General features: G+C 66.4%; 26 protein-coding genes and 1 tRNA gene. 12 read left to right on the top strand and 15 right to left on the bottom strand.

Going from position 1 to position 24748, the window contains the following annotated elements; genetic code table 11:
* Genes EF888_RS10115 through EF888_RS10100 form a run of 4 tightly spaced genes read right to left on the bottom strand, consistent with a single transcriptional unit; the run spans position 1 to position 3930 of the window.
* Complete coding sequence (locus EF888_RS10115) at positions 1-729, bottom strand: proteasome-type protease (protein ID WP_109758887.1); 729 nt, start codon at positions 727-729, stop codon at positions 1-3.
* 27 nt (positions 730-756) lie between these two features.
* The gene (locus EF888_RS10110) at positions 757-1557 is read right to left on the bottom strand and encodes a transglutaminase family protein (protein WP_109758886.1); all 801 of its coding nucleotides are present in this window, start codon (positions 1555-1557) and stop codon (positions 757-759) included.
* Between the two features lie 5 nt (positions 1558-1562).
* Positions 1563-2501, bottom strand: coding sequence for an alpha-E domain-containing protein (locus tag EF888_RS10105; RefSeq protein WP_109758885.1), 939 nt, complete (start codon positions 2499-2501; stop codon positions 1563-1565).
* Positions 2502-2505: 4 nt separating this feature from the next.
* Positions 2506-3930, bottom strand: coding sequence for a circularly permuted type 2 ATP-grasp protein (locus EF888_RS10100; RefSeq protein ID WP_109758884.1), 1425 nt, complete (start codon positions 3928-3930; stop codon positions 2506-2508).
* 446 nt (positions 3931-4376) lie between these two features.
* Between EF888_RS10100 and EF888_RS10095 the strand changes: the two genes are divergently transcribed.
* Entirely contained in the window at positions 4377-4607 is a 231-nt protein-coding gene (locus tag EF888_RS10095) for a hypothetical protein (RefSeq protein ID WP_109758883.1), read from the top strand.
* 197 nt (positions 4608-4804) lie between these two features.
* Positions 4805-4963, top strand: coding sequence for a hypothetical protein (locus tag EF888_RS21780; protein WP_164721519.1), 159 nt, complete (start codon positions 4805-4807; stop codon positions 4961-4963).
* 71 nt (positions 4964-5034) lie between these two features.
* Here the strand turns inward: EF888_RS21780 and EF888_RS10090 are convergent, their stop codons facing one another.
* The 5 genes from EF888_RS10090 to EF888_RS10070 form a co-directional block, all read right to left on the bottom strand.
* Entirely contained in the window at positions 5035-5901 is an 867-nt protein-coding gene (locus EF888_RS10090; protein ID WP_109758882.1) for a transglutaminase family protein, read from the bottom strand.
* A gap of 277 nt (positions 5902-6178) precedes the next feature.
* Entirely contained in the window at positions 6179-7354 is a 1176-nt protein-coding gene (locus EF888_RS10085) for an MFS transporter (RefSeq protein WP_109758881.1), read from the bottom strand.
* A gap of 114 nt (positions 7355-7468) precedes the next feature.
* Positions 7469-8773 carry a TRAP transporter large permease gene (locus EF888_RS10080; RefSeq protein WP_109758880.1) on the bottom strand — a complete coding sequence of 435 codons (1305 nt, stop codon included), beginning with the start codon at positions 8771-8773 and terminating at the stop codon, positions 7469-7471.
* Positions 8760-9260 (bottom strand): TRAP transporter small permease, encoded by a 501-nt coding sequence (locus EF888_RS10075; RefSeq protein WP_109758879.1) that lies wholly within the window; start codon positions 9258-9260, stop codon positions 8760-8762. Before EF888_RS10075 ends, EF888_RS10080 begins: the two co-directional genes overlap by 14 nt.
* A 70-nt stretch (positions 9261-9330) precedes the next feature.
* Entirely contained in the window at positions 9331-10308 is a 978-nt protein-coding gene (locus EF888_RS10070; RefSeq protein WP_109758878.1) for a TRAP transporter substrate-binding protein, read from the bottom strand.
* A gap of 139 nt (positions 10309-10447) precedes the next feature.
* Between EF888_RS10070 and EF888_RS10065 the strand changes: the two genes are divergently transcribed.
* From EF888_RS10065 to EF888_RS10055, 3 genes are all read left to right on the top strand, one after another.
* Entirely contained in the window at positions 10448-11227 is a 780-nt protein-coding gene (locus EF888_RS10065; protein WP_109758877.1) for an SDR family NAD(P)-dependent oxidoreductase, read from the top strand.
* Positions 11228-11324: 97 nt separating this feature from the next.
* The gene (locus EF888_RS10060; RefSeq protein WP_109758876.1) at positions 11325-12143 is read left to right on the top strand and encodes a lytic murein transglycosylase; all 819 of its coding nucleotides are present in this window, start codon (positions 11325-11327) and stop codon (positions 12141-12143) included.
* A gap of 58 nt (positions 12144-12201) precedes the next feature.
* Complete coding sequence (locus tag EF888_RS10055; protein ID WP_109758875.1) at positions 12202-12882, top strand: spermidine synthase; 681 nt, start codon at positions 12202-12204, stop codon at positions 12880-12882.
* 142 nt (positions 12883-13024) lie between these two features.
* Here EF888_RS10055 and EF888_RS10050 read toward each other — a convergent pair.
* A tRNA-Thr gene (locus EF888_RS10050) sits at positions 13025-13100 on the bottom strand.
* A 41-nt stretch (positions 13101-13141) separates the two neighbouring features.
* Positions 13142-14803, bottom strand: a complete 1662-nt coding sequence (locus tag EF888_RS10045) for an ABC transporter permease (RefSeq protein ID WP_109759022.1) — start codon at positions 14801-14803, stop codon at positions 13142-13144.
* 81 nt (positions 14804-14884) lie between these two features.
* Between EF888_RS10045 and EF888_RS10040 the strand changes: the two genes are divergently transcribed.
* From EF888_RS10040 to EF888_RS10025, 4 genes are all read left to right on the top strand, one after another.
* Positions 14885-15751, top strand: coding sequence for a hypothetical protein (locus tag EF888_RS10040; RefSeq protein ID WP_109758874.1), 867 nt, complete (start codon positions 14885-14887; stop codon positions 15749-15751).
* A 73-nt stretch (positions 15752-15824) separates the two neighbouring features.
* A complete protein-coding gene (locus tag EF888_RS10035; RefSeq protein ID WP_109759021.1) occupies positions 15825-17243 on the top strand; it encodes a homospermidine synthase in 1419 nt (472 codons plus the stop codon).
* Between the two features lie 158 nt (positions 17244-17401).
* Positions 17402-18301, top strand: a complete 900-nt coding sequence (locus tag EF888_RS10030) for a hypothetical protein (protein WP_126918550.1) — start codon at positions 17402-17404, stop codon at positions 18299-18301.
* An 86-nt stretch (positions 18302-18387) separates the two neighbouring features.
* Positions 18388-18819, top strand: coding sequence for a hypothetical protein (locus EF888_RS10025; protein WP_109758872.1), 432 nt, complete (start codon positions 18388-18390; stop codon positions 18817-18819).
* A gap of 27 nt (positions 18820-18846) precedes the next feature.
* On the opposite strand, the gene EF888_RS10020 is transcribed toward EF888_RS10025, so the two are convergent.
* Together EF888_RS10020 and EF888_RS10015 are read right to left on the bottom strand one after the other, a co-directional pair.
* Complete coding sequence (locus EF888_RS10020; RefSeq protein WP_109758871.1) at positions 18847-19377, bottom strand: dihydrofolate reductase family protein; 531 nt, start codon at positions 19375-19377, stop codon at positions 18847-18849.
* A 97-nt stretch (positions 19378-19474) separates the two neighbouring features.
* On the bottom strand, positions 19475-20914 hold the full coding sequence (locus EF888_RS10015; RefSeq protein WP_109758870.1) for an SGNH/GDSL hydrolase family protein: 1440 nt from the start codon (positions 20912-20914) through the stop codon (positions 19475-19477).
* Positions 20915-21075: 161 nt separating this feature from the next.
* On the opposite strand from EF888_RS10015, the gene EF888_RS10010 reads away from it, so the two are divergent.
* Both EF888_RS10010 and EF888_RS10005 read left to right on the top strand, forming a co-directional pair.
* On the top strand, positions 21076-22131 hold the full coding sequence (locus EF888_RS10010; protein WP_109758869.1) for an alpha/beta fold hydrolase: 1056 nt from the start codon (positions 21076-21078) through the stop codon (positions 22129-22131).
* A gap of 123 nt (positions 22132-22254) precedes the next feature.
* Entirely contained in the window at positions 22255-23298 is a 1044-nt protein-coding gene (locus EF888_RS10005; protein WP_109758868.1) for a class I SAM-dependent methyltransferase, read from the top strand.
* A gap of 4 nt (positions 23299-23302) precedes the next feature.
* Here EF888_RS10005 and EF888_RS10000 read toward each other — a convergent pair whose 3' ends face one another.
* Both EF888_RS10000 and EF888_RS09995 read right to left on the bottom strand, forming a co-directional pair.
* The gene (locus EF888_RS10000; protein ID WP_109758867.1) at positions 23303-24010 is read right to left on the bottom strand and encodes a DUF899 family protein; all 708 of its coding nucleotides are present in this window, start codon (positions 24008-24010) and stop codon (positions 23303-23305) included.
* Positions 24011-24155: 145 nt separating this feature from the next.
* Complete coding sequence (locus tag EF888_RS09995; RefSeq protein WP_109758866.1) at positions 24156-24413, bottom strand: DUF2312 domain-containing protein; 258 nt, start codon at positions 24411-24413, stop codon at positions 24156-24158.
* A gap of 119 nt (positions 24414-24532) precedes the next feature.
* On the opposite strand from EF888_RS09995, the gene EF888_RS09990 reads away from it, so the two are divergent.
* A complete protein-coding gene (locus tag EF888_RS09990) occupies positions 24533-24748 on the top strand; it encodes a hypothetical protein (RefSeq protein ID WP_109758865.1) in 216 nt (71 codons plus the stop codon).

The following is a 24748-nucleotide window of genomic DNA, read 5'->3' as shown; positions in this document are numbered from 1 at the left end:
CTAGGGATCAGGCACCCTCTCGAAATCGGGCAGGCTGTCCAGCGCAGCCTTCAGGGCGTTGCCCCAGGCAAGCGAGATCTCGTTGAAGTAGGGATCGTCGACCCCGATGCGGCCCGTCGGACCCAGCTTCAGGCTATCCCTCGAATAGAGGTGATAGTCGAAGGGCGCGCCGACGCTCAGGTTCGCCTTCAGGGTGGAATCGAAGCTGACGATCAGAAGCTTCATCGCCTGCTCGAAGGACAGGGCGGGGTCATAGGCCCGGACGAGGATCGGGCGGCCGTATTTCGTCTCGCCGATCTGGAAGAACGGCGTGTCGCGTCCGGCCTCGATGAAATTGCCCTCGGGATAGATCAGGAAAAGGCGCGGCGGGCTTTCCCCGATCTGGCCGCCGAGGATCATCGTCGCCGAAAACTTCTGCGTCTCGGCGGTGAGCCCCCCCTGCCGGTAGCGCGCGACGACCTCGCGCAGAGTGTCGGCGACCATGTTGGCCGCCTGGAACATCGACGGTGCGGTCAGAAGCGTGGGCGTCCGGTCCTCGGGCGACTTCGAGCGCTCGTTGAGGAGGCTTACGACCGACTGGGTGGTGGCCAGGTTGCCCGACGACAGGAGCGTCAGGACCCTGTCGCCCGGCTCCTCCCAGAGCGTGATCTTCCGGAAGGTCGAGATGTTGTCGAGACCCGCATTCGTGCGCGTGTCCGACATGAACACGAGCCCGCGGTCGAGAACCATACCTACGCAATACGTCACGGGCGCCCTCTACTGCTCCACCACGTCGAGCGAGACGTCGAGCCGCTCGCCCGACCCGCCGACGCGCATACCAGATACCGGCGCGGCCTCGGAATAGTCCAGTCCCGTCGCGACCCGGACATAGCGCGTGTCGGGCGAGATGCCGTTCGAGACGTCGAAACCGACCCATCCCAGCCCTTCGATTTGCGCCTCGGCCCAAGCGTGCATCGCCTCCTGCGCGGTGCGGTCGTTCAGCATGAGGTAGCCCGAGACGTAGCGGGCCGGGAAGCCCATCTCGCGCGCCGCCGAGAGGAAGATATGGGTGTGGTCCTGGCAGACGCCCTGCCCCGCTTCGATCACCGTTTCGACCGTCCAGTCGGACTGCGACACGCCCGTGACATAGTCCACCCTGTCGCGGATCGCGGTGGACAAGGCGTGCAGCCGCTCCAGCGCCTCGCCCGCGCTGTCGAGACCGCGGACCAGTGCCTTGACGCCGGTCTTCGCTTCGGTCAGCGGCGTCTCGCGCCGATAGAGCCAGAGCGGCGCCGGCCCCATGTGCCTGCCGACGATGCCGCTCATGTCCTGAAGCTCGATTTCGCCCTCTGAGACGATCTCCAGCTCGGTCGTGCCCTTGCCGCAGGCGATCAGCTCGGTGACGTTGCGGTGATGATCGAGGAAAACCAGCTCCTTCGTCCCGCCCGTCGCCCGCGTCTCCCAGGACACGACGCTTTGTGCGGCGTTGGTCCGGGGCGTCATGCGGATCTGCTGAAGCGCGAAGCGGAGCGGCTTCTTGAACTGGTAGCGGGTCGTGTGCTTGATCATCAGCCTCATGCGGGTCACTCGTAGAACCGGTAGTCGACTTCGATCTGGCGCGCGACGCGGGCCAGAAGGTCGAGATAGGTTTCGATGAACTCGTGGAGTCCGTAATCGAGGACGTCGTCTATGTCGCGCCGCAGGTGGTCCTGCTGGATGCGGCTCACCATGGACTGTGCCTCGGTCGGATGCTCGGGCGGGGCAAGGTACTTGAGGTTCTCGCCCAGCTTGTTGACGCAGAAGGCGAGGCTGCGTGGCATCTTCGTGTTGAGGATCAGGAAATCGATGATCTGGCGCGGGCCGGCGCCGGGGCCGTATTCCATGCGGAAGCCTCCGCGCGCCGAGACCGACCGCAGGATGCTTTCCCAGTGGACGTTGTCGACCGCGCCGCCCACGGCGCTCGCCGACGGCAGAAGGACATAGTACTTCACGTCGAGGATCCGCGCCGTGTTGTCGGCGCGCTCGAGAAAGGTGCCGACCCGCGCGAAGTTGTAGATGTCGTTCCGAAGCATGGTCCCGTGGGTCATGCCACGCACCAGAGCGGTCTGCCGGCGAAGCGCGACGAGAACGCCCGGCAGGTCGCGCTCGCCCACCTTCCGCGCCAGCGTCTCCTGCGCCATCATGTAGGTCGAGTTCATCGACTCCCAGACTTCGCCCGTGATCGCCGTACGCACCAGCCGCGCATTCTGACGCGCCGTCTCGATGCAGCGCAGGACGGACGATCCGTTCTCCCGCGCCCGCAGAAGCCAGTTGATCGCGGCTTCCTTCGTGACCCCTTCGTTGGCCGCTTCGAAGGCCTTGAGCCCGCCCGCCGTCTGGAGGATCGCGCGCCACTCGTCATCGCTGCCGTGAAGCCGCGTCAGCGCGATGCGCTGCCCGGCCTCGATCAGCCGCGCCGTGTTCTCGGCCCGCTCGAGGTAGCGGTACATCCAGAAGAGGCCGTTCGCGGTCTTGCCCAGCATCGCCTCAGTCCTCCAGCACCCAGGTGTCCTTGGTGCCGCCGCCCTGGGACGAGTTCACCACCAGCGACCCCTTCTTGAGGGCCACGCGCGTCAGGCCGCCTGGCGTGATGGTGACGCCCTTCGGACTGAAGAGGACGAAGGGACGCAGATCGACGTGCCGGGGCGTCAGGCCGGTGCGCGAGAAGATCGGACAGGTCGACAGCGCAAGCGTGGGCTGCGCAATGTAGTTCCGCGGCTTCGCCTCCAGCTTCTTTCGGAATTCGCGCAGCTCGGTCTTGCCCGCGGCGGGACCGACGAGCATCCCATAGCCGCCCGAGCCGTGGACCTCCTTCACGACGAGGTCGCCCAGGTTGTCGAGGACATGCGATAGCGACTCCCGGTCCGAGCAGCGCCAGGTGGGCACGTTCTTCAGAAGCGGCCGCTCGCCGGTGTAGAACTCGACGATGTCGGGCATGTAGGAGTAGATCGCCTTGTCGTCGGCGATGCCGGTTCCGGGCGCGTTGGCGATGGTGATGCCGCCGGCGCGGTAGACGTCCATGATCCCCGGCACGCCAAGCGTGCTATCGGGATTGAAGTTGAGCGGATCGAGGAAGTCGTCGTCGACGCGGCGGTAGAGCACGTCGATCGGCTTGTAGCCGTCCGTCGTCCGCATCGCCACGCGCCCGTCGACCACGCGCAGATCCTGCCCCTCGACCAGTTCGACACCCATCTGGTCGGCCAGGAAGGAATGCTCGAAATAGGCCGAGTTGTAGATGCCGGGCGTCAGCACGGCCACGACGGGCGTATCCGCCGCACCCGCCGGCGCGCAATCCGACAGGGACTGGTTCAGAAGCGCAGGATAGTTCTGCACCGGCTGCACGCGGTTCTGCGAGAACAGCTCGGGGAACATCTGAAGCATCGTCTCGCGGTTCTCGAGCATGTAGCTGACGCCCGAGGGCGTGCGCGCGTTGTCCTCGAGCACGAAGAACTCACCCGGCCCCGTGCAGACGAGGTCGATGCCGACGATGTGGGTGTAGATGCCGCCCGGCGGCTCGACCCCGATCATCTGCGGAAGGAACGCCTCGTTGCCCGAGATCATCGCTTCAGGGATGCGGCCCGCCTTCACGATCTCCTGCTTGTGGTAGACATCGTAAAGGAACGAGTTGATGGCGCGAACCCGCTGCTCGATCCCCTTGCAGAGCTTGTTCCATTCGGCGCCGCCGATGATGCGGGGGATGATGTCGAAGGGGATGAGGCGTTCCTCGGCCTCGGCGCGGCCGTAGACGTTGAAGGTGATCCCGCTCAGGCGGAACAGCTCTTCAGCTTCGCGCTGCTTGGCGCGCAGCCGCGCCGGGTCCTCGGCCGAGAACCAGTCGTGGAACTTGCGGTAGGGTTCGCGCAGCGTCTCGCCGGTGCCCCACATTTCGTCAAAGACCGGCCGGTCCGTCATGTGCCTCGCTGACCCCTCGTCCGCCACCGGCGTTTTTCTCGCCGCTCCTCCACATTCTCGCCCGGCAAAGAGGCGAAAGGCCAGAGGAAACCCGCGATGTCGCGGGGAACGCCGGATTTTTGTGCGAAGGCTGGCGGTGACGGGCCGTGGGCAAGTCCTCGAGCGCGATGCTGGAGCAACGGTGGGGCGAGTCGCCCCCGGTCACTTTCGGCGCCCCTTGTAAATCAGGGTTTTGTCCCTTAAGTTACAGGGGCGTCAATCTTCTGATCGGCAGCCCCTTTTCCTTTTCCATCGGCTTTCACTTGGAAGACGACGACCGCGGGGCCGCCGCATCCGCCGACGCCGCCACAGCCGAAGAGCGCCGCCATGAGCCGTCACGGGACCTCTTTGGCCGCTGCCTTCACTCAACCCGGACGCGGCACAGCCGCGAAGTTACAGGACCGCGCATGAGCAACTCAATCGATGACCTTCTCCTCAGCGCACCGCGTCTGCAGGGAGCCCGGGACCGACACGGCGTTCCCGTCGGCCTTTTCAAGGAAAAGCGGCCCTCTCCGTCGACGCCTATCGACAAGACGAGCGCGGCGGCGAAGGTGATCATCGACGCCGAAGCCACCGAGCGGGCCGACAAGACCGCCCGTCTGAAGGCAGCCCGCGAGGCGCGCGACCAGGATCGTTGATCCCGGGCCTGCCTTGCTTTACGGACGGACAGGGTGCCCCCGCGGTACCTGTCGCCGACAGATACCGAAGCCTGGCCTCCTGCTTTTGCGGGAGGGGGGCGTGTTGTAATGGTGCGGACGACTTGAACGCAGGATACTGAACTGACGAGTATCTTCTGCTCATCGGTGACCTCGAAATCAAATGGAGAGACGACACGATGGGCTATTCAACACCGAAGAAGCAGCTGGACCTGAAGGAATTCCTGAGCCAGCCGACCAAGAAGCCTCAGATGAAGCGGTTCGGAATGCGCAAGGCGCCGACGCCCGTGGTTGAGGCTGAAGAGACGGCTCCCGACGCGGAAAAGACCGAAGGCTGACTTGCCTGCATCTGTCGCGACCGTGCGAGGCGCGGTCGCGACCGTTTCACCCCTGCGACGCGCCGAAGCGTCTAGGTGGTGAAAACCTTCACCTCCACATCGAGCGACAGCTGATCGGACGTGCGGCCGTGAAAGCTGCCGCTGATCGGTGAAACCTGCTCGATCCGTCGCCCCACGGCGACGGGTATGAGCCCGGCGGATCCGACGGCACGGTTCGTCGGATCGAAGGGGATCCAACCGGCGCCCGGCACGAAGACTTCGGCCCAGGCATGGGTCGATCCGCCGCCCGAGGATCCAATCAGCGACCTGTCCGGATCGAAGAGATAGCCCGAGACGATACGCGCCCCCAGGCCAAGTGTCCTGACCGCTTCCGCGAAGAGCACCGCGAAGTCGCGGCAACTGCCCCAGCCCCTGTCCAAAGTCTCCAAAGGCCCCTGCGTGCCCTCCGTCTCGCGGCTCTCGTAGAGGATCTGCGCGGTTATGCCGTTGCTGATGTCCTTGAGAAGCGACAGCGTGTCGGTCGGCCGTCCCATCACGAAGCCCTCGACCCAGTGCGTCAGCCGCCCTGCATCGTCGGCGTACTGCGGCGCGACGAGGGCGCCGAGGTCGACGAGGTCGTCGATGTCATAGGCGAACGGAAAGGACGTCGCGGAGGCCGCGATGGGGAAGACCGGCCAGACCGGGGCGGTGATCTCGACGCGCGTGCGCGAGCGGATCGAAAGCGTGTCGGACATCGCATCGAAGTTCGCCGTGGCGATCGCGTTGCCCGCCACGTCGTGCGACCAGTCGATGCGAGCCGCAGGCACGATGTCGAGTTCGAACGACGTCAGCGAGAGATCCCGCGTCTCGCGCGGGCGCAGCATCATGCGATGCGGACCAAGCGTCACCGCCGCCTGATAGCGATAGTGGGTCGCGTGCGTGATCGTGACGGATGCCATGATGCTAGGACTGGCCCTGGCCGACGGGACGCGCGCCTCGCAGAGCAGCCACGCCTGGGGACAGCGGGCTGCATCTCGGGCAGGCTCGCTTTGCGGCGTTGCCGTCCGTCGCCCCTGTGGGGCCGCCATGAACATCCGTCATCTGCGTTCCTCGTCCTGTTTCGCGCGATCCTGTCGCGCAGAGCCCCCACGAGGCCTCACCACTGCCGGACATCATATGGGGCTCGAACGCGCCGTTACGATCCCGATGTCTCGGATAGAGCCTCGGATGCGTCGCTCACCCACGAACGGCGCGCCAGAGCAACGCCAGAAGGACCACGTTCGCGGCCGCCAGCGCCGAGATCGTCGAGAGCGCAGCGTCCGCCCCCGCGTTGGCGATCACCCAGGCCCCCAGCAACGGAGCCGCCGCCTGTGCGACGAGCGACGGGCGCGCCAGCCGTCCCATGACCGCGGGATAGCGCTCGACGCCGAACACGGCCAGCGGCAGCGCCCCCCGCGCGATGGAGAAAAGCCCGTTGCCCCCGCCATAGAGGATGAGCGCCGCCCCCGCGACACCCACGCCAGCGGCCAACAAGGCCAGCCCCGCCGCGATGGCCAGGACCGACGCCGCCAGCGTCCAGATCGGGTGGTGCCGCCCCCTGCCCGCCATCTCGAGCACCCGCGCGCCCACCTGCGAGGGACCGATCAGCGCCCCGAGCGCCACCGCGGTCGCAAGCGACAGACCGCGCGCCTGCAACAGAGTGAAAAGCCACGTCGAGACATTGACGACGATCAGCCCGTTGACGACGAGCATCGCCGCCATCAGCCCGAACACTTGCGCGTCACGCCCCTCGAGACCGCTCGGAGGCGGCGCACCGGACGGCGGCCGCTCCCCCGGCGGGTCGGCGGCGGGAATGGCCCAGAGCACCAGCGGCATCGTCCCGAACAGGTGGAGCGCGGAATAGGTCGCGGCGACCCCGCGCCACCCCCAGGCTTCGAGCATCAGCGAGGACAGAGGCCAGCACACCGCGCTGGCGAAGCCGCCCCAGAGCGTCAGCGCCGTGATCGCGCTGCGCGCGTCCCTGCCGTAGAGCCGCCCGAGCGATGCGAACGCCGGGTCGTAGAGCCCCGCCGCCATGCCGAGGCCGAGGACCAGCCAGCCCGCCCAGAACATCCAGAGCTTCGTGGCAATTGCGATGACCAGAAGTCCCGCCGCGATCAAGGCGCATCCCGCCGCCAGGACCGGCCGCCCCCCGTGGCGCGCAATGGCCCGGCCCACCGTGGGAGAGGCAAGCCCCGCCACGAGAAGCCCGGCCGACAAGGCCCCGGTGATCGCCCCGAGGCTCCACCCCGTGTCCGCCGCGATCGGCGCGGCAAGGACCGTCATCAGGTAGTAAGTGCTGCCCCAGGTGAAGATCATCACCACGCCGAGGGCGGAAATCACCGGCCAGCGCCGCGCCGTGCCTTCGGTCATGGGGTCATTCCGGCTCCGTCACCATGTCGGACGCGCCCCTCGCGCCATCTGCCACTCCATGCCTTTTGACACACGACCGTCCGTCCCGCTCAATCGCCCCGCGTCGATCAGGCCTCACTGCACGAAGTTGGGCATCAGCCATCTCGGCAAGGCGAGGATCAGGTCCGGGACAAGAATGATGACGAGGAGCACGACGAGCATCGGTAGTAGGATCACGATGACGTCCCGCAGGGCCTCGATCAGTCGGATCTGACCTATGGCGGAGGCGATCAGCAGGCACAGCCCGTAAGGCGGCGTGACCAGTCCGAAGGCGAGGCTCATCACGCCGATGATCGCGAAATGGATCGGATGCATTCCGACGTGCTGCGTCACCGGATAGAGGACGGTGCCGAGGATGATGATCGCCGGGATCGCGTCGATGAACATCCCGATCAGCAGGAAGGCCAGAGCGCACATGATCCCCGTGCCGATCAGTCCAAGGCCCATCTGGTCGATCTGGTCGACCAGCGCGGCGGGGATCTTGAAGTAGGCGAGGCACCACCCGAAGGCCGAAGCGGTTCCGATGCAGAAGAGCGTGATCGCGGCGAAGCGCGCGCTGTCGTAGAGGACGTGCGGAAGCTGTCGCGGCGTGATGGTGCGATAGACGAAGAGGCCCAGCGACAGCGAGTAGAGCACCGCGACCACCGAGGCTTCGGTCGGGGTGAAGAACCCTCCGACGATGCCGCCGACGATGATGACAGGCGTCATCAGAGCCAGCGATGCGCCTGCGATGGCACTCAGCAATTCGGCAAGGGTCGAGCGCTGATGCACCGGATAGCCGTACCGCTTGGCGTAGAAATACACCGTTATCATCTGCGACAGGGCGATGAGGATGCCGGGAATGACGCCCGCGAGAAACAGGCCGCCGATGGAGACCGACATCAGGCCGCCCCAGACGACCATCAGGATCGACGGCGGGATGATGACGCCCATGACGCTGGAACAGGCGGTGATCGCCACCGAGAAGGACGTCCCGTAGCCCTCCTTCTTCATCTGCGGGATCAAGAGCGAGCCGATGCCCGCCGCGTCCGCCGTCGACGATCCCGAGATGCCGGCGAACAGCATCGAGACCACCACGTTGACGTGGCCGAGTCCCCCCGGAAAGTGACCCACGAGAGCGCGCGCAAGCCGGATCAGCCGGTCGGTGATCCCGGCCGAGTTCATCAGGTTGGCCGCCAGAAGGAAGAACGGCACCGCGAGAAGGATGAAGGCGTTGTAGCTCTTGAACATCTCGCGCATCAGGAGAACCGGCGTCAGCCGGTCGTCTATGAAGAAGACCGGCACCACGGCAAGGCCAAGCGCGAAGGCCACGGGAACGCGCAGGACGACCAGGACACCGAAGGTTCCGAACAGGAGCGCTGCGACTTCACCCGGCCCCATGCATATCCCCTTCGGTCGGGCCGGAGCCCCGGATGTCGTCGTAGATCCGCTCGATGATGAACAGCGCCCAGGTCGCGCCGGCCAGCGGCCAGGCGACGTAGATCATCCACATCGGCAGGCCGAAAATCTCGGACTGCTGGCGCGATCCGAGAACGAAGAAATCCTGCCCCCACCACAGGAACGACAGCGCCATGGCCAGGATGGCAAGGTTGACGAAGAGCCGCGAGGCGAACTCGATCCTGGGGTTTGCGCTGTGCGGAAGGACGTCCACGTCGAAATGGGTGCCGTCGCGGACCGCGATCATCGCGCCGATCATGATGATCCAGACAAAGCAGAACCGCGCGATCTCCTCCGTCCAGATGTACCGCGGGATGACGCCTGTGTAGCGGCTGAGGATCTGCATCGAGACCGGCACGATCAATCCGGCCATCAGCACAGTGATGAGTATCTTCAGAAGGCGGTAATAGCCTTCCAGAATCATGCGCATGGCGCGTCCTGCTCGATGTGTCGGACAATGGGCCCCCGCGCCGCGACGTGCGACGCAGGGGCCTTGTTGGTCACTTCACGGCTTCGATGGCCTGAAGCACGTCGGTCGCGCCCAGCTCTTCGGCATAGGCTGCCTTGACCGGCCCGGCGAGCTCCAGAAGCTTGTCGCGCTCGGTGAACTCGTGGGTCTTCAGCAGGCCCGCGTCTTCCATCGCCTGCAGCTTGTCGCTGTCCTGCCCGCTTTCGACATCGCGGCCCAGCTTGCCGCCGGCCTTGCCCGCCTCCAGCACGCACTGCTGCTCTTCGGGCGTCAGACGCTCGAACGTCGCATTCGCGAAGGCGATCGGACGCACCGTGATGGCGTGCTTGGTCAGCGCGATGTCGGGACCGACCTCGTAGAACTTCATCTGCTCGATGCCCGCAGCCTCGTTCTCGGCCGCATCGATGACGCCGGTCTGAATTGCGTTGTAGACCTCGTCATAGGCGATGACCGAAGGTGCTGCGTTGATCGCCTCGAAGATCCGGGTCTGGATCGGCGCGCCCATGACGCGCATCGGCAGACCTTCGAGCTCGGCCATGTTGGTGATGGGCTTGTTGACGATCAGGTTCCGCGTGCCGCCGCCGGCATAGCCGATGAGGCGCACGTTGGCTTGCTGAAGGACGTCGTCGGCAAGCGGCGCCAGCGCGTCCTGCTCCATGACCGCGTTCCAGTGATCGAGGTCCCGGAACAGGAACGGCATGTCCATCAGCGGCGCCTTCTGCGAGAAGGTCGACATGTGCGACGGGCTGACGATGGCATAGTCCACCGCGATGCCCTGGCTCATGTTCTCGAAGTAGTCCTTCTCGAGTCCAAGCTCGGAATTGAGATGAAGGTCGAAGGTCAGCGATCCGCCCGAGCATTCACCCGCGACACGCTCGAATTCCCGCAAGGCCTTCGTGAAGGCGTGGTTCTCGTCGAACTGAACCGCACCGACGAGTTCGGTCGCCGAGGCGACGGACGCCCCCGTGACAAATGCGGCGCAGACTGCCGCAGCAGCTAACTTTTCCATGATTTCCTCCCTGGAGTACGGCGTTTCTATCGCCGGATTATCCTTCGAGTATGGTGTGAAGTTGAAAGATCGCGCAACACCTGAGTAGATCGTTCGCAAACAACCCGCTCGGCACGGACACCCTTCGAGGAGAGAGAACTTGACCCCAACTTATGGAAGACTGCCCGACCTCGATGGAAAGCGCGTCCTGATCACTGGCGCGTCGACAGGCATCGGTGCGGCCCTGGCCCGCGCGTTCGCCGCACAGGGCGCAAAGGTCGCGGTCCACTACAACTCCAGCCGCGATGCCGCCGTAGGCGTCGTGCGGGACATCGAGGCCGAGGGCGGTTCTGCCGTCCTGGTCCGGGCCGACGCCTCGGACAGCGCGGCCCTTGCCGCCGCCGTCGAAGAGGCGGCAACGGCGCTCGGCGGGCTCGAAGGTCTCATCAACAACGCGGGCGGCATGGTCAAACGCGTCCCCTACGCGGAGGCCACGGACGACGACTATGACCGGATCATGGATCTGAACGCGCGCTCGATCATCGTGGCCTCGAAGGCGGCGTTGCCCCACTTGAAGAAGCAGGGCGGCTTCGTCATCAACACGACGTCCATCGCCGCCCGAAACGGGGCGAGCGGCGGCGCGGGGCTCTATGGGTCGTCGAAGGCCTTCGTCTCGAACGTGACGCGCGGGATGGCAAAGGAGTGGATCGGCAACGGCATCCGGGTGAACGCCGTGTCTCCGGGCGTCATCGCTACGCCATTCCACGAGCGTTATTCGACGCAAGCCCAGATGGACGCGATGCTCGCCACCATTCCGCAGGGGCGGCTCGGCGAGGCGGGTGACTGCGTCGGGGCCTATCTCTTCCTCGCCTCCGAGGCGCTGTCGGGGTTCATCATCGGGCAGACCATCGAAGTGAACGGTGGACAGCTCATGCCGTGACACCGTCGGCCCACGCAGGGGTAACGCCCGCATGGGTTTACTGAACCGGCGATTGCGGCTTTAGTTCTGCACAACGTCCGCCCAGAAAGATCACGCCTTGAAGTCTCGCCTCTCCCTTGTTGTCGTCGCTTTCTCGCTCGCCGCGTCACCCTCCGTCGCGGCACCCTGCATCACGCAGAAGGCGGGCTTTCCCGGCTACGTCCAGGCCCTGTCCTCGGATGCCAGACGCAGCGACATCGGCGAGCGGGGACTTCAGGCTCTCGCATCCAGCCAGCTGTCGGGCATCACCTGGCGTCTCGAATCCAACCCCAGCAGCCAGGGCGGCACCCTGCAGTCGGATCCGGCCACGTTCCTCGCCAAGCGCAGCGGGTCGAGCGCGGCCGCCTTCATCAGCGGGGCAGAGAGCCGCGTCCGGCGGAACGCGAAGCTGTTCGCGGCGATCGAGAAGCGCTACGGGGTGCCGGGATCGGTTCTGGCGACGCTCTGGGGCCTGGAAACGAGCTGGGGCGGCTACCTTGGCGAGACCCCCATCGTGTCGGGTGCGGTGACGCTCGCCTCGTACTGTCGCAGGCACCCGAAGTTCGAGAGCCACGCCCTGGCGGCCCTCACCCTCGTCGACCGGGGTGCGATCAATGCCGCCACACGGGGAGGACCCTCGGGCGAGCTTGGACACCTGCAGTTCCTCGCCGGCAACTGGCTGCAATACGGCGTCGATGCCAACGGCGATGGCAGGGCCGATCCCTATGACGCGGTGGACGCTCTTGCCACGGCGGCCAACATGCTGAGGTCCAACGGCTGGCAGCCGGGTCAGCCGTTCCATGAGGGCACGCGCAACTTCAAGGTCCTGTCGGCCTGGAACGACAGCGGCAACTACCAGCGCGCCATCGCCTATGCCGCCAGCCGCGTGGGCGGGTAGAGCGGCCCCGGACCGGGCCGCTCGAGGAAGACTCCGCTTCGACGAAAGGATCGCTGCCATGGTCCCGTGGATCCATCTGGCGACCGCGACGGCCCCCGACGGGGGGACGCTTCGCCTTCTGCGCCGGGGCGATGAATTCTCGATCCGTCTGGCGGACGGAAACGAGCTCATGAACAGCCGGCTCGGCGGCTCGGAAGAGGCGCTTGGCACGCTCGCCCTGGATCGGCTGGCCGGACGGTCCGCCCCCTGCGTGCTGATCGGAGGCCTCGGCATGGGCTTCACCCTTCGCGCCGTTCAATCGACAGCTCCCCCGAATGCGCGCCTGATCGTCTCGGAGATCGTGCCTGACCTCATCGCCTGGGCTGAAGAGCACATGGCCGAGGTCTTCGGAGCGGCCCTGTCGGATCCGCGGCTGGAGGTGCGGACAGGAGATGTCCTCGGCCAGATACGCGGGGCGACGGGCGCGTTCGACGCGATTCTCCTCGACGTCGACAACGGCCCCGACGGCCTTGTCCGTGCGGACAACGCGACGATTTATGGAACGGAGGGCCTACAATCGGCGCGTCGCGCGCTGACCCCGGGCGGTGTCCTCGCCGTGTGGTCGGCCGCGCCGGATTCGGCCTTCTCCAGACGCCTCTCCCGGTGCGGGTTCGACGTCAGCGAACACACGGTCCGCGCAGGCCGCACCAAACGCGGCGCCCGCCACACGATCTGGATCGCGGTTCGAACAGACGGCTGACGGCCGCTGGAGTCCCGTCACGAGAGCTGCACAAGCCGAGCCCCCAGAGGGCGCCTCAGGTCGGCCGGAGGATCTGACCGTGACCCCAGGTGGCGCGGAAGGCGGTGACCTCCGCTTTAAGAAATGGCTAAAGCCAAGAAAGTGGTGCCCCCAGAGAGACTCGAACTCCCGACCCCCTGATTACAAATCAGATGCTCTACCAGCTGAGCTATAGGGGCACCGTGCCGCTCACATAGCAACGCGCGCGCGGTCGGGCAAGCTACCGCGCGCGGACCATGTCGCGGGCGACGAAGGCCACGGCGGCGAGGCTCGCGGCGATGATGAGCATGGCGGGCGGCGCGGCCTCGGCGATCTTCTCGAGCGACGCCTGCTCGTGGGCGCGGGTGGCGAGGGTGTCGAAGTTGAAGGGACGAAGCAGCAGCGTCGCCGGCAGTTCCTTCACCGCGTCGACGAAGACGAGGAGGAGCGCCGTGGCGACGGACCCCCGGATCAGCGGCATCTGCACGGCCCGAAGCGTGCCTCCCGGAGACCGCCCGAGCGTGCGCGCGGCCAGCGGCAGGCTGGGCGAGACCCGCCCGAGAGCTGCGTCGGTCGCCCCCTGCGCGATGGCGAAGAAACGGACGGCGTAGGCGTAGATGAGGACCGTGGCGCCTCCCGTCAGCAGAAGGCCGGGATCGCGCCCGGTCAGCGCGAGGATGCCGTCGGCGAGCGCGTTGTCGAAGGCGGCGAGCGGGATCAGAAGCCCGAGCGCCAGGACGGCCCCGGGCGCGGCATAGCCGATCGTCGTCGCAGGCAGGACGACCATGGGCAGCGTGCGCCCCGACAGCCGCATGCCGTAGACAAGAAACAGCGCCGCGGTGACGGTCACGACCGCCGCGCCACCACCGACGACGAAGGTGTTGAGGACAGCGCGCGCGAGGCCGGGCGTGATCCAGCCTCCCTCCTGCGTCAGGGCGTGCTGGCCAAGCACCGCGACCGGCAGCACGAACCCTGCGAGGAACGGCAGCGCGCAGGCCACCGTGGCGATCCATCCCCTGACTCCCGGCAGGTCCTGCGGCTCGATCCTGTGCTCGCCCCGCGTCATGCGGTGAAAGCGGACCCTCCGGCGGCTCGCCTTCTCGATGGCGACGAGGGCGAGGATCATGGCGAGGATGACGCAGGCAATCTGCGCGGCACCACCCGCGTTCCCCGCTTCGAGCCAGACCGAGAAGATGCCCGTCGTCAGCGTCTGGACCCCGAAGAAATCGACAGCGCCGAAGTCGTTCACCGTCTCCATCATCACGATGGCCGTGCCCGCTGCGATGGCCGGGCGGGCCAGCGGTAATGCGATGGTGCGGAACCTTCGCCACGGGCCTGCGCCAAGCGCGCGGGCGACGTCGTGGGCGCGCCCCGACTGTTCGCGGAAGCCCGCCGTGGCGAGGAGGTAGACATAGGGGTAGAGCGAGCCAGTTAGGACGAAGATCGCCCCGTAACGCGATCTGATGTCGGGGAAAAAGTAATCCCGCGCGCTGGTCCATCCGAACGCTTCCCGCAGCGCTGTCTGCACGGGACCGGCGTACTCGAGAAAGTCCACCAGCGCATAGGCCCCCAGGTATCCTGGCACCGCCAGCGGAAACAGAAGCATCCAGCGCAACCAGCGCACTCCGGGAAAGCGGTAGGACACCACGAGCCAGGCCGCCCCAGTCCCGATCGCCGCCGACAGTGCGCCCACGGACAGCATGATGACGACCGAGTTCGTCAGGTAGCGCGGCAGCGTCGTCGAGACGAGATGCCCCCAGATCGGCGCCGTCGGATGCAGCGCGATCCAGGCGACCGACAGGATCGGCATCAGCACGAGCGCCGCGATCACGGCCGCGCCAACCGACCAGACGTCGGGGCGCAGGCGGAGACGGCGCAAAGTCCGAGCGTTTTGGTCGGTCATCATCGCATTCGCCTAGCTCGAAATTGGTTCCCCTGTCCAGTCGCGCGGTCTATCGTGCCGCCCAAGAAACGTGGGCAGTCGATGCAGGTCATCTTCCATCTCGGTGCGCATTGCACGGACGGCGGTCTGTTGATCCGCTCGATCTTGCGGAATCGCGCCGCCCTCGCAGCCGAGGGCATCGGCGTGCCGGGGCCGGGTCGCTATCGCGAGTTGATCGGCGAGGTCTCGACGACGCTGCGCGGGTCCGCCGCCGACACCGACACCGAGGACATGCTGCTGGAAGCAATCCGCGACGACGACACCGCGGTCCGCGTCGTCCTGTCGAACGAGAACTTCCTCTGCCGCGTCGGCGTCGTCCTGGCGCAGAACGGGCTATACCCCAAGGCCGAGAAATCGTCCTGGCTGCGCCAATGCCTGCCCTCGCACGAAGTGGAATTCGCCCTCGCCATCCGCAATCCCGCGACATTCGTGCCCGAGGCGCTCGCGGCCGCTGGCGAGGGTCACGGCATTCTGGAAGGCCTCTCGCTCGGCGACCTCATGTGGTCGGAGGTGATCGCCGACATCGCGGCCGCGAACCCCGGCGCGCGCATCGTCGCCTGGTGCCACGAGGACACACCCTTCATCTGGTCCGAGGTCATGCGCGAAGTGACGGGCCACGATCCCTTCACCAGGCTCGAGGGCGGCTTCGACATGCTCGACACGATCATGTCCGAGGACGGGATGACGCGGCTCACCGACTTTCTCGCCGAACGCGAGATCGAGAACGAGACCAAGCGCCGCCGCGCCATCGCCGCCTTCCTCGAGGCGCACGCCCTCCGCGACGAGATCGAGACCGAGATCGACCTGCCGGGCTGGACCGAGGACACCGTCGCTGCGCTGACCGAGCTCTACGAGGAAGACGTCGCCCGCATCGCCCGGATGCAGGGCGTGACCTTCATCTCGCCGTGAGGGTCTGGCGGGACCGGCGGTTGGACTCGCCCGCCCGCAATGATAGGTCGGTTTCTCAATGGAGACCGCGCCCATGACCGCCTACCCGAACCACGGACGCATCGACGGACCCATCGTGATGATCGGCTTCGGCTCCATCGGGCGCGGCACCCTGCCCCTCATCGAGCGGCATTTCGAATACGACGCGCGCCAGATCTTCGTCATCGAGCCGAACCTCGACGACCACACCTTCCTTGCGCAGCGCGGCATCCGTCATGTCGAGGAGGCCGTGACGCGCGACAACTACCGCGCCCTGCTCTCGCGCCTCTTTCCCGACGGAAAGGGCTTCTGCGTCAACCTTTCGGTCGACACCTCGTCGCTCGACATCATGAAGCACTGCCGCGAGTTGGGCGTGCTTTACATCGACACCGTGGTCGAGCCCTGGGCCGGCTTCTACTTCGACACCACCGACAACGCCGCCCGCACCAACTATGCCCTTCGCCAGGCCGTGCGCGACGAGAAAGCCCGCAACCCCGGCGGCCCCACGGCGGTCTCCTGCTGCGGCGCGAACCCCGGCATGGTCTCGTGGTTCGTGAAGGACGCGCTGATGACGCTGTCCCGCGACACCGGCCGCTCGGATCCCATGCCGCACACGCGCGAGGGCTGGGGCCGGTTCATGCAGTCGCTCGGCGTCAAGGGCATCCACATCGCCGAGCGCGACACCCAGAAATCCACCCGCCACAAGCGCATCGGCACCTTCGTCAACACCTGGTCGGTCGAGGGCTTCGTCTCGGAAGGTTTCCAGCCCGCCGAGCTGGGCTGGGGCACGCACGAGACCTGGATGCCCGAGGACGCGCATTCCCACGCCACCGGCTGCCGCGCCGGCATCTGGATCGCGCGCCCCGGCGCCATCACCCGCGTCCACACCTGGTGCCCGACGCCTGGGCCGCAGTTCGGCTTCCTCGTCACCCACAACGAAGCGATCTCGATCTCCGACCACTATACCGTCGGCGACCCGGCCCGGCCCGACTATCGCCCGACCTGCCACTACGCCTACCACCCCTGCGACGACGCGGTGCTCTCGCTGCACGAGACCTTCGGGTCAGGCCGCATCCAGGCGACCCAGCACATCCTCGACGAGAACGAGATCACCGAGGGCATCGACGAGTTGGGCGTCCTTCTTTACGGCCACGAGAAGAACGCCCTCTGGTACGGCTCGCGGCTCTCCATCGAAGAAACCCGCGACCTCGCCCCCTTCCAGAACGCCACCGGCCTCCAGGTCTCCTCCGCCGTCCTCGCCGGCATGGCCTGGGCGCTCGAGAACCCCCAGGCCGGCATCGTCGAGACCGACGAGATGGACCACCTCCGCTGCCTCGAGGTCCAGCGCCCCTACCTCGGCCCGGTCGAGGCGCACTACACCGACTGGACGCCCATCTCGGAGCGCTGGACCAAGTTCGACGAGGAGATCGACGAGGCCGACCCCTGGCAGTTCAAGAACGTGCTGGCGAGTTGACGGGAGCGCACGTGGTCTCGCGCACCAACTGCCATAAAATCGCCCCCTGCCAACGATAGAGCGGCCGCATGACCGCGATGCGCACCGCTCACATCCTTTGTCTTGTGCTCGGCGGGGCGGCGTTTCTAAGCCTCGCCGTGCTGTTCGGGCGCGGCACGATGGTCGGACAGGTCCAGCTCGGAACGTTCTGGGCGGCGATGCTCCATGCCATCTGGCTCGGCATGGCGTTGGCCCTGATCCTGCCGCATCGCTCGATCCCTTGGGTTCAGGGACTGGCAGTCTGGCTGGGACGGGGGGCCGCCTTTTTCCTAATGACGCTGTCGATGCTGCTATACCTGCTTCTGGTTCAAATCGCCGGCATCTCGATCTGGATCGAAGTCGCGCTCGGCTTCGCCTTCGCTCTGACATTCCTGGTTCCGGGGCTTGTCTTTCGAAACCTTGTCATTGACCCGGAGAAAGATCGCTTGCTGGGACGCGGCGTTCTCGGTCAAGGCGTGCGTGAGGAACTTCAGGCGGCTTCGAAGCCGACCAGACGTCTTTTTCTGGGACTTGAGTTCGTGTTCATACTGGGAATCGTTTCCCCGTTCTTTGGGTTCCGAACCGTTCCCAGCCAGTTCTGGGCCAGCTTGTCCGTGGCGGCGACATTGGCCACCACCGCTGCGTTCGTCTCACTTTTTTACGCTCTCTCGGTCCGATGGGCGCGCAGGACCATTCCGCGAAACGTGCGCGCTTCCACCTACTTCAGTCTTTGTATGCTCCTCTTGAGCTCCATTCCCTTGGCGGCTTTCTCTTATTTCTTCTTTGCGTCGCTGGTGCCCGTGGCCGCAGCTGCCGCTTGGGGAAGGGACTATTCGGAAGTTGCCACGATCTCTTCTATCAGCCTGAACAGGTCGAGATGTCGGGAGAGCATCTCGGTCCACCTCGAAACCGGAAGCGCGACCTTCTGCCACCTCTCGCGGAGGCTTTCTCGGCCCCTGTCCGTCGGAGACAGGATCGTGCTGAGCGGCCATGCTACCGAGTTCGGCATTTGGATCAGGGACGTCGACGTCGCGGACTGAGAAACACCTCCGACAACATCTGCTTGTCGCGTTGCCTGCCCGCCCCATGTACTCTCCCCTTGAGAACTCTCGAGAAGACGAAGCGCATGGAAACCGCCGTCCGGACACTCTTCGACCGCTACGAGGCCTTCTTCAACCGGTCGCTCGCCGGCGACTTCGATCCCGATGAAGTTGACCGCCTCTACGCGTCGGAGTTCATCGGCGCCTCGCCCGCAGGCGTGATGACGGGGAAGAACGACGAGAGCCTCCGCAAGGCCATGCTCGACGGCTACGAGGCCTACCGGACGATGGGGACGAAGCACATGCGCCTGCGCGGCCTTCGCATCACGCCGGTGGACGAGCATCACTGCGTCGCCCACGCCGCCTGGACCGCGACCTATGCCCGCGACGATCTACCCGAGACGGCGATCGACTTCGATGTCCATTACCTCGTCCAGACGCTGAACGGCGAACCGAAGGTCTTCGGCTGGATGGCGGGCGACGAGCAGGCCCTGCTGAAAGGACACGGCATCCTCTGATCGCCACCCTGTCCCAGGGAACCGCACCTACTCCGGAACGTACGTCAGCCGGATCGCCTCGCCGCCGATCCGCTCGCTCGCCACCAGGCGAAGCTTTGGACGCGGTCCCGCGAAGAACGGCTTGCCTCCACCGAGGACGACCGGGTGAAAATAGAGCCGGTATTCGTCGATGAGGCCGAGTTGCCCGAGGCTATCGGCCAGGATCGTGCCCGAGACGTCGATCTCGCCCGAAAGCTCCGATTTCAGGCGCCGGATCGTGTCCTCGATGTCGTCTGACAGGAGCGTGGCGTTGGGGCCGACCTCGGTCAGGGACCGCGACACCACCCACTTGTGCTGCGTCCGCCAGGCCTCCGCGAAGGCGCGCTCGTCCTCGCCCCAGCCGGGCTGCTCTTCGTCCCAATAGCGCATGATCTCATAGATGCGCCGTCCGTAGATGCTGCCGCCGGCCTCGCGCACCTGGTCGATCCAGTGCCGGAAGAGCGTGGCGTCGGGCGCGAAGCCTTCGTGGTCGACATAGCCGTCCAGCGACAGGTTCATTCCGAACACGAACTTGGCCATGCGGTGAGACTCCCTTTGGGATTTCCTCACCCTAGCGCGCCCCTCCGCGTCGCGTAAGTCCGACCGCGCCGTACCTGTGCCGCGCCAACGCGTTCCGCTATTGGCGATGATCGGTCAGAAGGACGCCCATGATGCCTGCCGCGCTCTCGGGCGCGAGAACGAAGTCCAGGACGTGCTCGCCGCCACCCGTGTTCACGAAGAGCGTCGTCATGTAGAATTGCGTCACACCCCCAGATCCCACCGCCGCCACGTCGTCGCAGAGGAACCGGGCGCTGAAGGTCACGGTCAAGGGGTCGGGGATAGGGACGCCCTTCTCGGCGAACAGCCTCGCCGTCGTCCAGTCCGCTTGATCCAGGATGACGCGCCCGGAGCCGGACCGGAAATCGTCGCCCGCGCGACCCGTGCCGTCCGGACCGGTCACGGAGCCCACGACGTCGAAGGCGAAGTCCGAGTAGTCCTCCGAGAAGTCGCGCATCGTCACGCGCCACTCTTCGGGCACAAGGGCGCTTTCCGAACTCACCTTGCGCACCGACGGCCATGGATGATCGGGCAGCGACCCGGTCGGACGCCCGTGGGCGACACAGCTCGGATGCTCTTCTGCCGCCTCTCCGTCGATCCTGATCGACAAGGGCCCCAGGGGCTGCCTAGACACAAGCTCGACGCGGTCGGCGTCGGTCTGAAGCCGGCGAACGCCGGAGGCATCGGACTGCGGCAGCGGAAGCAGTCGCCTGCGGGACGCTCCCTCCGACCGCGCCGTCTGCTGCTCGATGAAGTCGACGAAGAAGTCGGCCATCCATCGACGCCCTTCGTCGTTCAGGTGAAGCCCGTCTTTCAGAACTTCTTCCGGCCGGCGTCCCTCGGCCCGCAGCCGGTCCGTCCAGACCTGACGCACTGGCTGGACCGCGAGATGAAGACGTTCCGCCAGCGCCGGTATGAAGTGGTACGACATGTAATCGCGCCACTTCCCTTGCCTCAGCAGGGGCCAGGAGCGGCACCCTTTGGGCTGCGCGACAAGCAACGTCAGACCGACCTGGCAGCGCGGCTCGGGAATGGTGTCCGCGTGATCCGTCTGGAGGATGATGTCCGCGCCGGTCCGCCTGAGCATTTCGACGACGGTCCGCTCGTAGGCGCGGTGGTCGCCGTAGACGTGAAAGACGATCAGGTCGGGCGAGAGATCGGCCAGATCGGCGGACGCCGTATGGACAAGGTTCTCGGCCGAGAAGCCGCCGATGGATCGATTGTCCCACTGAAAGACCATGTTCGGGTGAAGCCTGGCCAAGTCCGCCATCGCGAGGTCGCCCCAGCCCGAGCCGATGATCGACTGGCCGTAGAACAGGACGCGGAAGGGAACCGTCTCGCCGGAGCGCGCCAGGGCGAAGGCGGCGCGCGTGTTCGCAAGCGCGTCAGGGCTCGCGTTCAACTCCTCGACCGTCACGTCCGAGGTCGGAAACCGCCACGCCTCCACGCTGCTGGCCGCGAAGGCCAACATCCCCGCAAACCCGACGACGATGGCGGAAAAAATGAGGGCGCTTCGCATTCAAGGCTGTATGGGAGCCGCCGTCGGATTTGTAAATTAACTGCGACACTCAGGCTTGCGAAAGGCGCAGCCGGACGCGATTTCGAGGCAGGTCGCGAGGGCGTCCAGCCGAGCCCACACACCGCCTGTATGCCTCGCGCGGAAGTGGTTACACTCGCCCCATGCGACTCCACCAGGACATCGCCTTCTGCACCTCCGAGGACGGGACGCGGATCGCCACCGCCGCCTGTGGCTCGGGGCCGGTCATCCTGCGCGCGCCGCACTGGCTCAGCCACGTCACCTACGATCTCGACAGCCCCGTCTGGCGCCCCTGGGTCGAGGCGATGTCGCGGCACCACCGCTATGTCCGCTACGACCCGCGCGGCTGCGGCCTGTCCGAACGCCATTGCGCCGACCTGTCGCTTGCGGCCTGGCACAAGGACTTCGAGGCCGTCGCCGACACCATCCAAGAAGACCGCTTCGTCCTTTTCGGCGTGTCGCAGGGCGGATCTCTGGCCATCGACTATGCCGCCCGTCACCCCGAGAGGGTCTCGCACCTCGTCCTCTTCAACACTTACGCGGAAGGCGGCCGGACGCGGGCGCGCACCGACGCCGAACGGCTCGAGGCCGAGACGATGGTCAACTTCGTCCGCATCGGATGGGGCCGCGAGAACCCTGCGTTCTGCCAGTTCTTCACCAACCTCTTCATTCCCGGCGGCACGCCAGAGCAGCACCGCTGGTGGGGCGACCTGGAACGCGAGACGGCCTCGCCCGAGGTGGCGGCCGAGACCCTGCGGCAGATGCAGGGCATCGACGTCGTCGACCTCTGCCCGCAGATCCGGGTGCCGACGCTTGTCGTCTCGTGCCGGAACGACATGCGCGTGCCGTTCGAAGAAGGAACCAAGGTCGCGGCCCTCGTCCCCGGTGCGGTCTTCGTCCCCCTCGACAGCGCCAACCACGTCCTGATCCCGGGCGAACCGGCGTGGGAGGTCTTTCACCGCGAACTGGCTGACTTCCTGGGCGACACCCCGCCCGCGGGCGCGGTGCCACGCGATGCGGGGCTGACGGCGGCCGAGGCCGAGGTCCTCCATCTCATGGCCGAGGGTCTCGACAACCGCACCATCGCCGGCCGTCTCGGCAAGAGCGAAAAGACGGTGCGCAACCAGGTCACGGTGGTTCTCTCGAAACTCGGCGTTCACAGCCGCGCGCAGGCGATCGTGCGCGCGCTCAGCGACTAGCGCGTCCGGGACATCCGGCCCACGAGAATTCCGCCGCTCTGGGACACGGGCCTCATGCCATGATGCACGCGAGAGGGCAGGCTGCCTCCACCGGCACTCAAGCCGCGACAGGAGGATACGACGATGCCCCTCGACGAAACCGCACTGAACACCTTCATCCTGCAGATCCTTGGCGATCTCGGCGGCGCCATGAGCATACCCCTCGTCCGGATCGGCGACGCGCTCGGGCTCTACAGGACGCTCGAGCGCATCGGCCCCGCGACGGCCGAGACGCTGGCCGACGCGGCCGAATGCCATCCGCGCTACGTCCGCGAGTGGCTCGCGGCGCAGGCGGCTTCGGGCTATGTCACGCACGAATCCGGGCGCTTTTCGCTTTCGCCCGAACAGGCCTTCGTCTTCGCCTCGCCCGACAGCCCCGCGAACATGATCGGCGCTTTCGATACCGCCGCCGCGATGGTCGAGAACCAGGCCAAGGTGCAGGCCGCCTTCAAGACCGGCAAGGGCGTCGCCTGGGGCGACCAGGCGGGCTGCCTCTTCTGCTCGGTCGCACGCATGTTCAGGCCCGGATACGTCAACGCGCTGGTCCAGCAGTGGCTTCCGGCCCTCGACGGTGTGACGGACCTTCTGACCGAGGGCGCCACCGTCGCCGACATCGGTTGCGGGCACGGCCTCTCGACCATCCTGATGGCGCAGGCCTTCCCGAAATCCACCTTCGTCGGCTACGACTTCCACCCCGGCTCGATCGCGGCGGCCACCGCCCACGCGGCGGCGCACGGCGTCGGCAACGTCCGCTTCGAAGTCGGCCGCGCGCAGGACTTCCCCGGCACCTTCGACTTCGTCACCTGCTTCGATTGCCTGCACGACATGGGCGACCCGGCCGCCGCCGCGACGCACATCCGCTCGGCACTGAAACCCGGAGGCACCTGGATGGTCGTCGAACCCAATGCCGGCGACCGTCTCGAAAGCAACCTGAACCCGGTCGGACGGCTTTACTACTCGGCCTCGACGATGATCTGCGTGCCCACGTCGCTCGCGCAGGAGATTGGGACGGCGCTTGGCGCGCAGGCGGGCGAGGCGCGCATCGCCGAGGTGATCCGCTCGGGCGGCTTCACGAAGGTGCGCCGCGCGGCCGAGACGCCGCTCAACATGGTGCTGGAGGCGACTTGAGCCGTCAGTAGCTCAGCTTCGGATACCAGTCCTCGCCGCGGCCGTCGGGCGTCATGTCGAGGATATTCCAGAGGGGCGCGATATCGACGGCGCCCCTCGGGTCCTGGCCCGGATCCGCCGCTTCGGCCGGCATGTCCGCCGTGTAGAAATAGCGCACCGTCCCGCCCTCCCGGCGGAACACCGCGAAGGCCGGAAACTCCCACCCCGTCTCGGGATCCAGAGCGTTGTGGTCCACCGCATAGTCGTCGCCGACCGTCTGGACGAAATCGAGATCGCGCCACCCGCGTTCCAGCGCGAATGCCGTCTGCCGCTCCACCGTGCTGCGCCCGAGGATCTTGAACGCGGCCCGCTGCTTGATGTCGGCGGCGTTGCCGTTCACGCCCCCGAGGAAGTTCGTACACATCGGACAGGGCCGTTCGCGATCCGGGCCGTACATCCAGAAATAGGTGACGAGGGTATCGTGCTCTCCGAACAGGTCGGCGAGACCCACCTCCGATCCGTTCGCGTCCTTGAAGCGATAGTCCTTCTCGACCACCGGCCCCTGCGGAAGCGCATGCCGCATTTCGGCCAGCCGGGTCAGGTGGCGTCTTGCCTCGATCTCCTCGGCGAGAAGCGCCGTCCGGGCTGCTGCATACTCGGCGCTTTCACCGGGCAGGAGTCCCTTGCGCAACGCGGCGAGGTCCTTCGCGGATTTCAATAGGGCGTCCTTCATGGTGATCTCCCTCAGGGGTCTGCCCGCGAAGGGAGAACGCCGTGTCGCGCCCGCCGTTCCGACGATCCCGCCTCAACTGCGAACCAGCGATGCAGCGCGGTCTCCGGTTCGGCGGCGCCGGGGGGCACCGGCCGATGCCCCGAAGTCACATCCCGAGCGCCTGCTTGTACATCTCGAGGACGGCCTCTTCCTCGGCGATGTCGTCCTTGTCGCGCTTCCGCAGCGAAATGACCTTGCGTAAGACCTTGGTGTCGTACCCCCGACCTTTGGCCTCGGCCATCACCTCCTTCTGCTGGTCGGCGATGTCCTTCTTCTCGGCTTCGAGCCGCTCCCATCTCTCGATGAACTGGCGCAGCTCCTCGGCTGTGACGCGGTAGCTCTGGTCGATGACGCTGTCTTCCATCTGGGGCACTCTCCTTGTCCGGGCCTGCTCGATAGCTGCCCGCCCTGCCTGTCGCAAGGGTTGAAGGCGGCGGCGTCACGGATTACGCCCGTGGCGGACGCACGCAGGCGGAGACGGCGATGGAACTTCTGGTCTGGATCGGCGCGGCCGTGACGCTCGCGGGCCTTGCGGGGCTCGTCTGGTGCATCGTCCTCGTGACGCGCGCCCGCAATGCGGGGCTCGACGACGCGGCGCTCAAGGCCCGGCTGCAAAGGGTCGTGGCGCTGAACCTGGGCGCGCTTCTTCTTTCCGCGCTCGGGCTCATGCTGGTGATCCTGGGGATCATCCTCGGCTGA

The organism is Silicimonas algicola (assembly GCF_003970735.1).
Taxonomy (GTDB): Bacteria; Pseudomonadota; Alphaproteobacteria; order Rhodobacterales; family Rhodobacteraceae; genus Silicimonas; species Silicimonas algicola.
This window is presented reverse-complemented; position numbering and strand designations above follow the sequence as displayed.

Coding starts and splice junctions, on each gene's coding strand:
- EF888_RS10115 (WP_109758887.1), bottom strand. CDS start 729: ATGGTTCTCGACCGCGGGCTCGTGTTCATGTCGGACACGCGCACGAAT.
- EF888_RS10110 (WP_109758886.1), bottom strand. CDS start 1,557: ATGAGGCTGATGATCAAGCACACGACCCGCTACCAGTTCAAGAAGCCG.
- EF888_RS10105 (WP_109758885.1), bottom strand. CDS start 2,501: ATGCTGGGCAAGACCGCGAACGGCCTCTTCTGGATGTACCGCTACCTC.
- EF888_RS10100 (WP_109758884.1), bottom strand. CDS start 3,930: ATGACGGACCGGCCGGTCTTTGACGAAATGTGGGGCACCGGCGAGACG.
- EF888_RS10095 (WP_109758883.1), top strand. CDS start 4,377: ATGAGCAACTCAATCGATGACCTTCTCCTCAGCGCACCGCGTCTGCAG.
- EF888_RS21780 (WP_164721519.1), top strand. CDS start 4,805: ATGGGCTATTCAACACCGAAGAAGCAGCTGGACCTGAAGGAATTCCTG.
- EF888_RS10090 (WP_109758882.1), bottom strand. CDS start 5,901: ATGGCATCCGTCACGATCACGCACGCGACCCACTATCGCTATCAGGCG.
- EF888_RS10085 (WP_109758881.1), bottom strand. CDS start 7,354: ATGACCGAAGGCACGGCGCGGCGCTGGCCGGTGATTTCCGCCCTCGGC.
- EF888_RS10080 (WP_109758880.1), bottom strand. CDS start 8,773: ATGGGGCCGGGTGAAGTCGCAGCGCTCCTGTTCGGAACCTTCGGTGTC.
- EF888_RS10075 (WP_109758879.1), bottom strand. CDS start 9,260: ATGCGCATGATTCTGGAAGGCTATTACCGCCTTCTGAAGATACTCATC.
- EF888_RS10070 (WP_109758878.1), bottom strand. CDS start 10,308: ATGGAAAAGTTAGCTGCTGCGGCAGTCTGCGCCGCATTTGTCACGGGG.
- EF888_RS10055 (WP_109758875.1), top strand. CDS start 12,202: ATGGTCCCGTGGATCCATCTGGCGACCGCGACGGCCCCCGACGGGGGG.
- EF888_RS10045 (WP_109759022.1), bottom strand. CDS start 14,803: ATGACCGACCAAAACGCTCGGACTTTGCGCCGTCTCCGCCTGCGCCCC.
- EF888_RS10040 (WP_109758874.1), top strand. CDS start 14,885: ATGCAGGTCATCTTCCATCTCGGTGCGCATTGCACGGACGGCGGTCTG.
- EF888_RS10035 (WP_109759021.1), top strand. CDS start 15,825: ATGACCGCCTACCCGAACCACGGACGCATCGACGGACCCATCGTGATG.
- EF888_RS10030 (WP_126918550.1), top strand. CDS start 17,402: ATGGTCGGACAGGTCCAGCTCGGAACGTTCTGGGCGGCGATGCTCCAT.
- EF888_RS10025 (WP_109758872.1), top strand. CDS start 18,388: ATGGAAACCGCCGTCCGGACACTCTTCGACCGCTACGAGGCCTTCTTC.
- EF888_RS10020 (WP_109758871.1), bottom strand. CDS start 19,377: ATGGCCAAGTTCGTGTTCGGAATGAACCTGTCGCTGGACGGCTATGTC.
- EF888_RS10015 (WP_109758870.1), bottom strand. CDS start 20,914: ATGCGAAGCGCCCTCATTTTTTCCGCCATCGTCGTCGGGTTTGCGGGG.
- EF888_RS10010 (WP_109758869.1), top strand. CDS start 21,076: ATGCGACTCCACCAGGACATCGCCTTCTGCACCTCCGAGGACGGGACG.
- EF888_RS10005 (WP_109758868.1), top strand. CDS start 22,255: ATGCCCCTCGACGAAACCGCACTGAACACCTTCATCCTGCAGATCCTT.
- EF888_RS10000 (WP_109758867.1), bottom strand. CDS start 24,010: ATGAAGGACGCCCTATTGAAATCCGCGAAGGACCTCGCCGCGTTGCGC.
- EF888_RS09995 (WP_109758866.1), bottom strand. CDS start 24,413: ATGGAAGACAGCGTCATCGACCAGAGCTACCGCGTCACAGCCGAGGAG.
- EF888_RS09990 (WP_109758865.1), top strand. CDS start 24,533: ATGGAACTTCTGGTCTGGATCGGCGCGGCCGTGACGCTCGCGGGCCTT.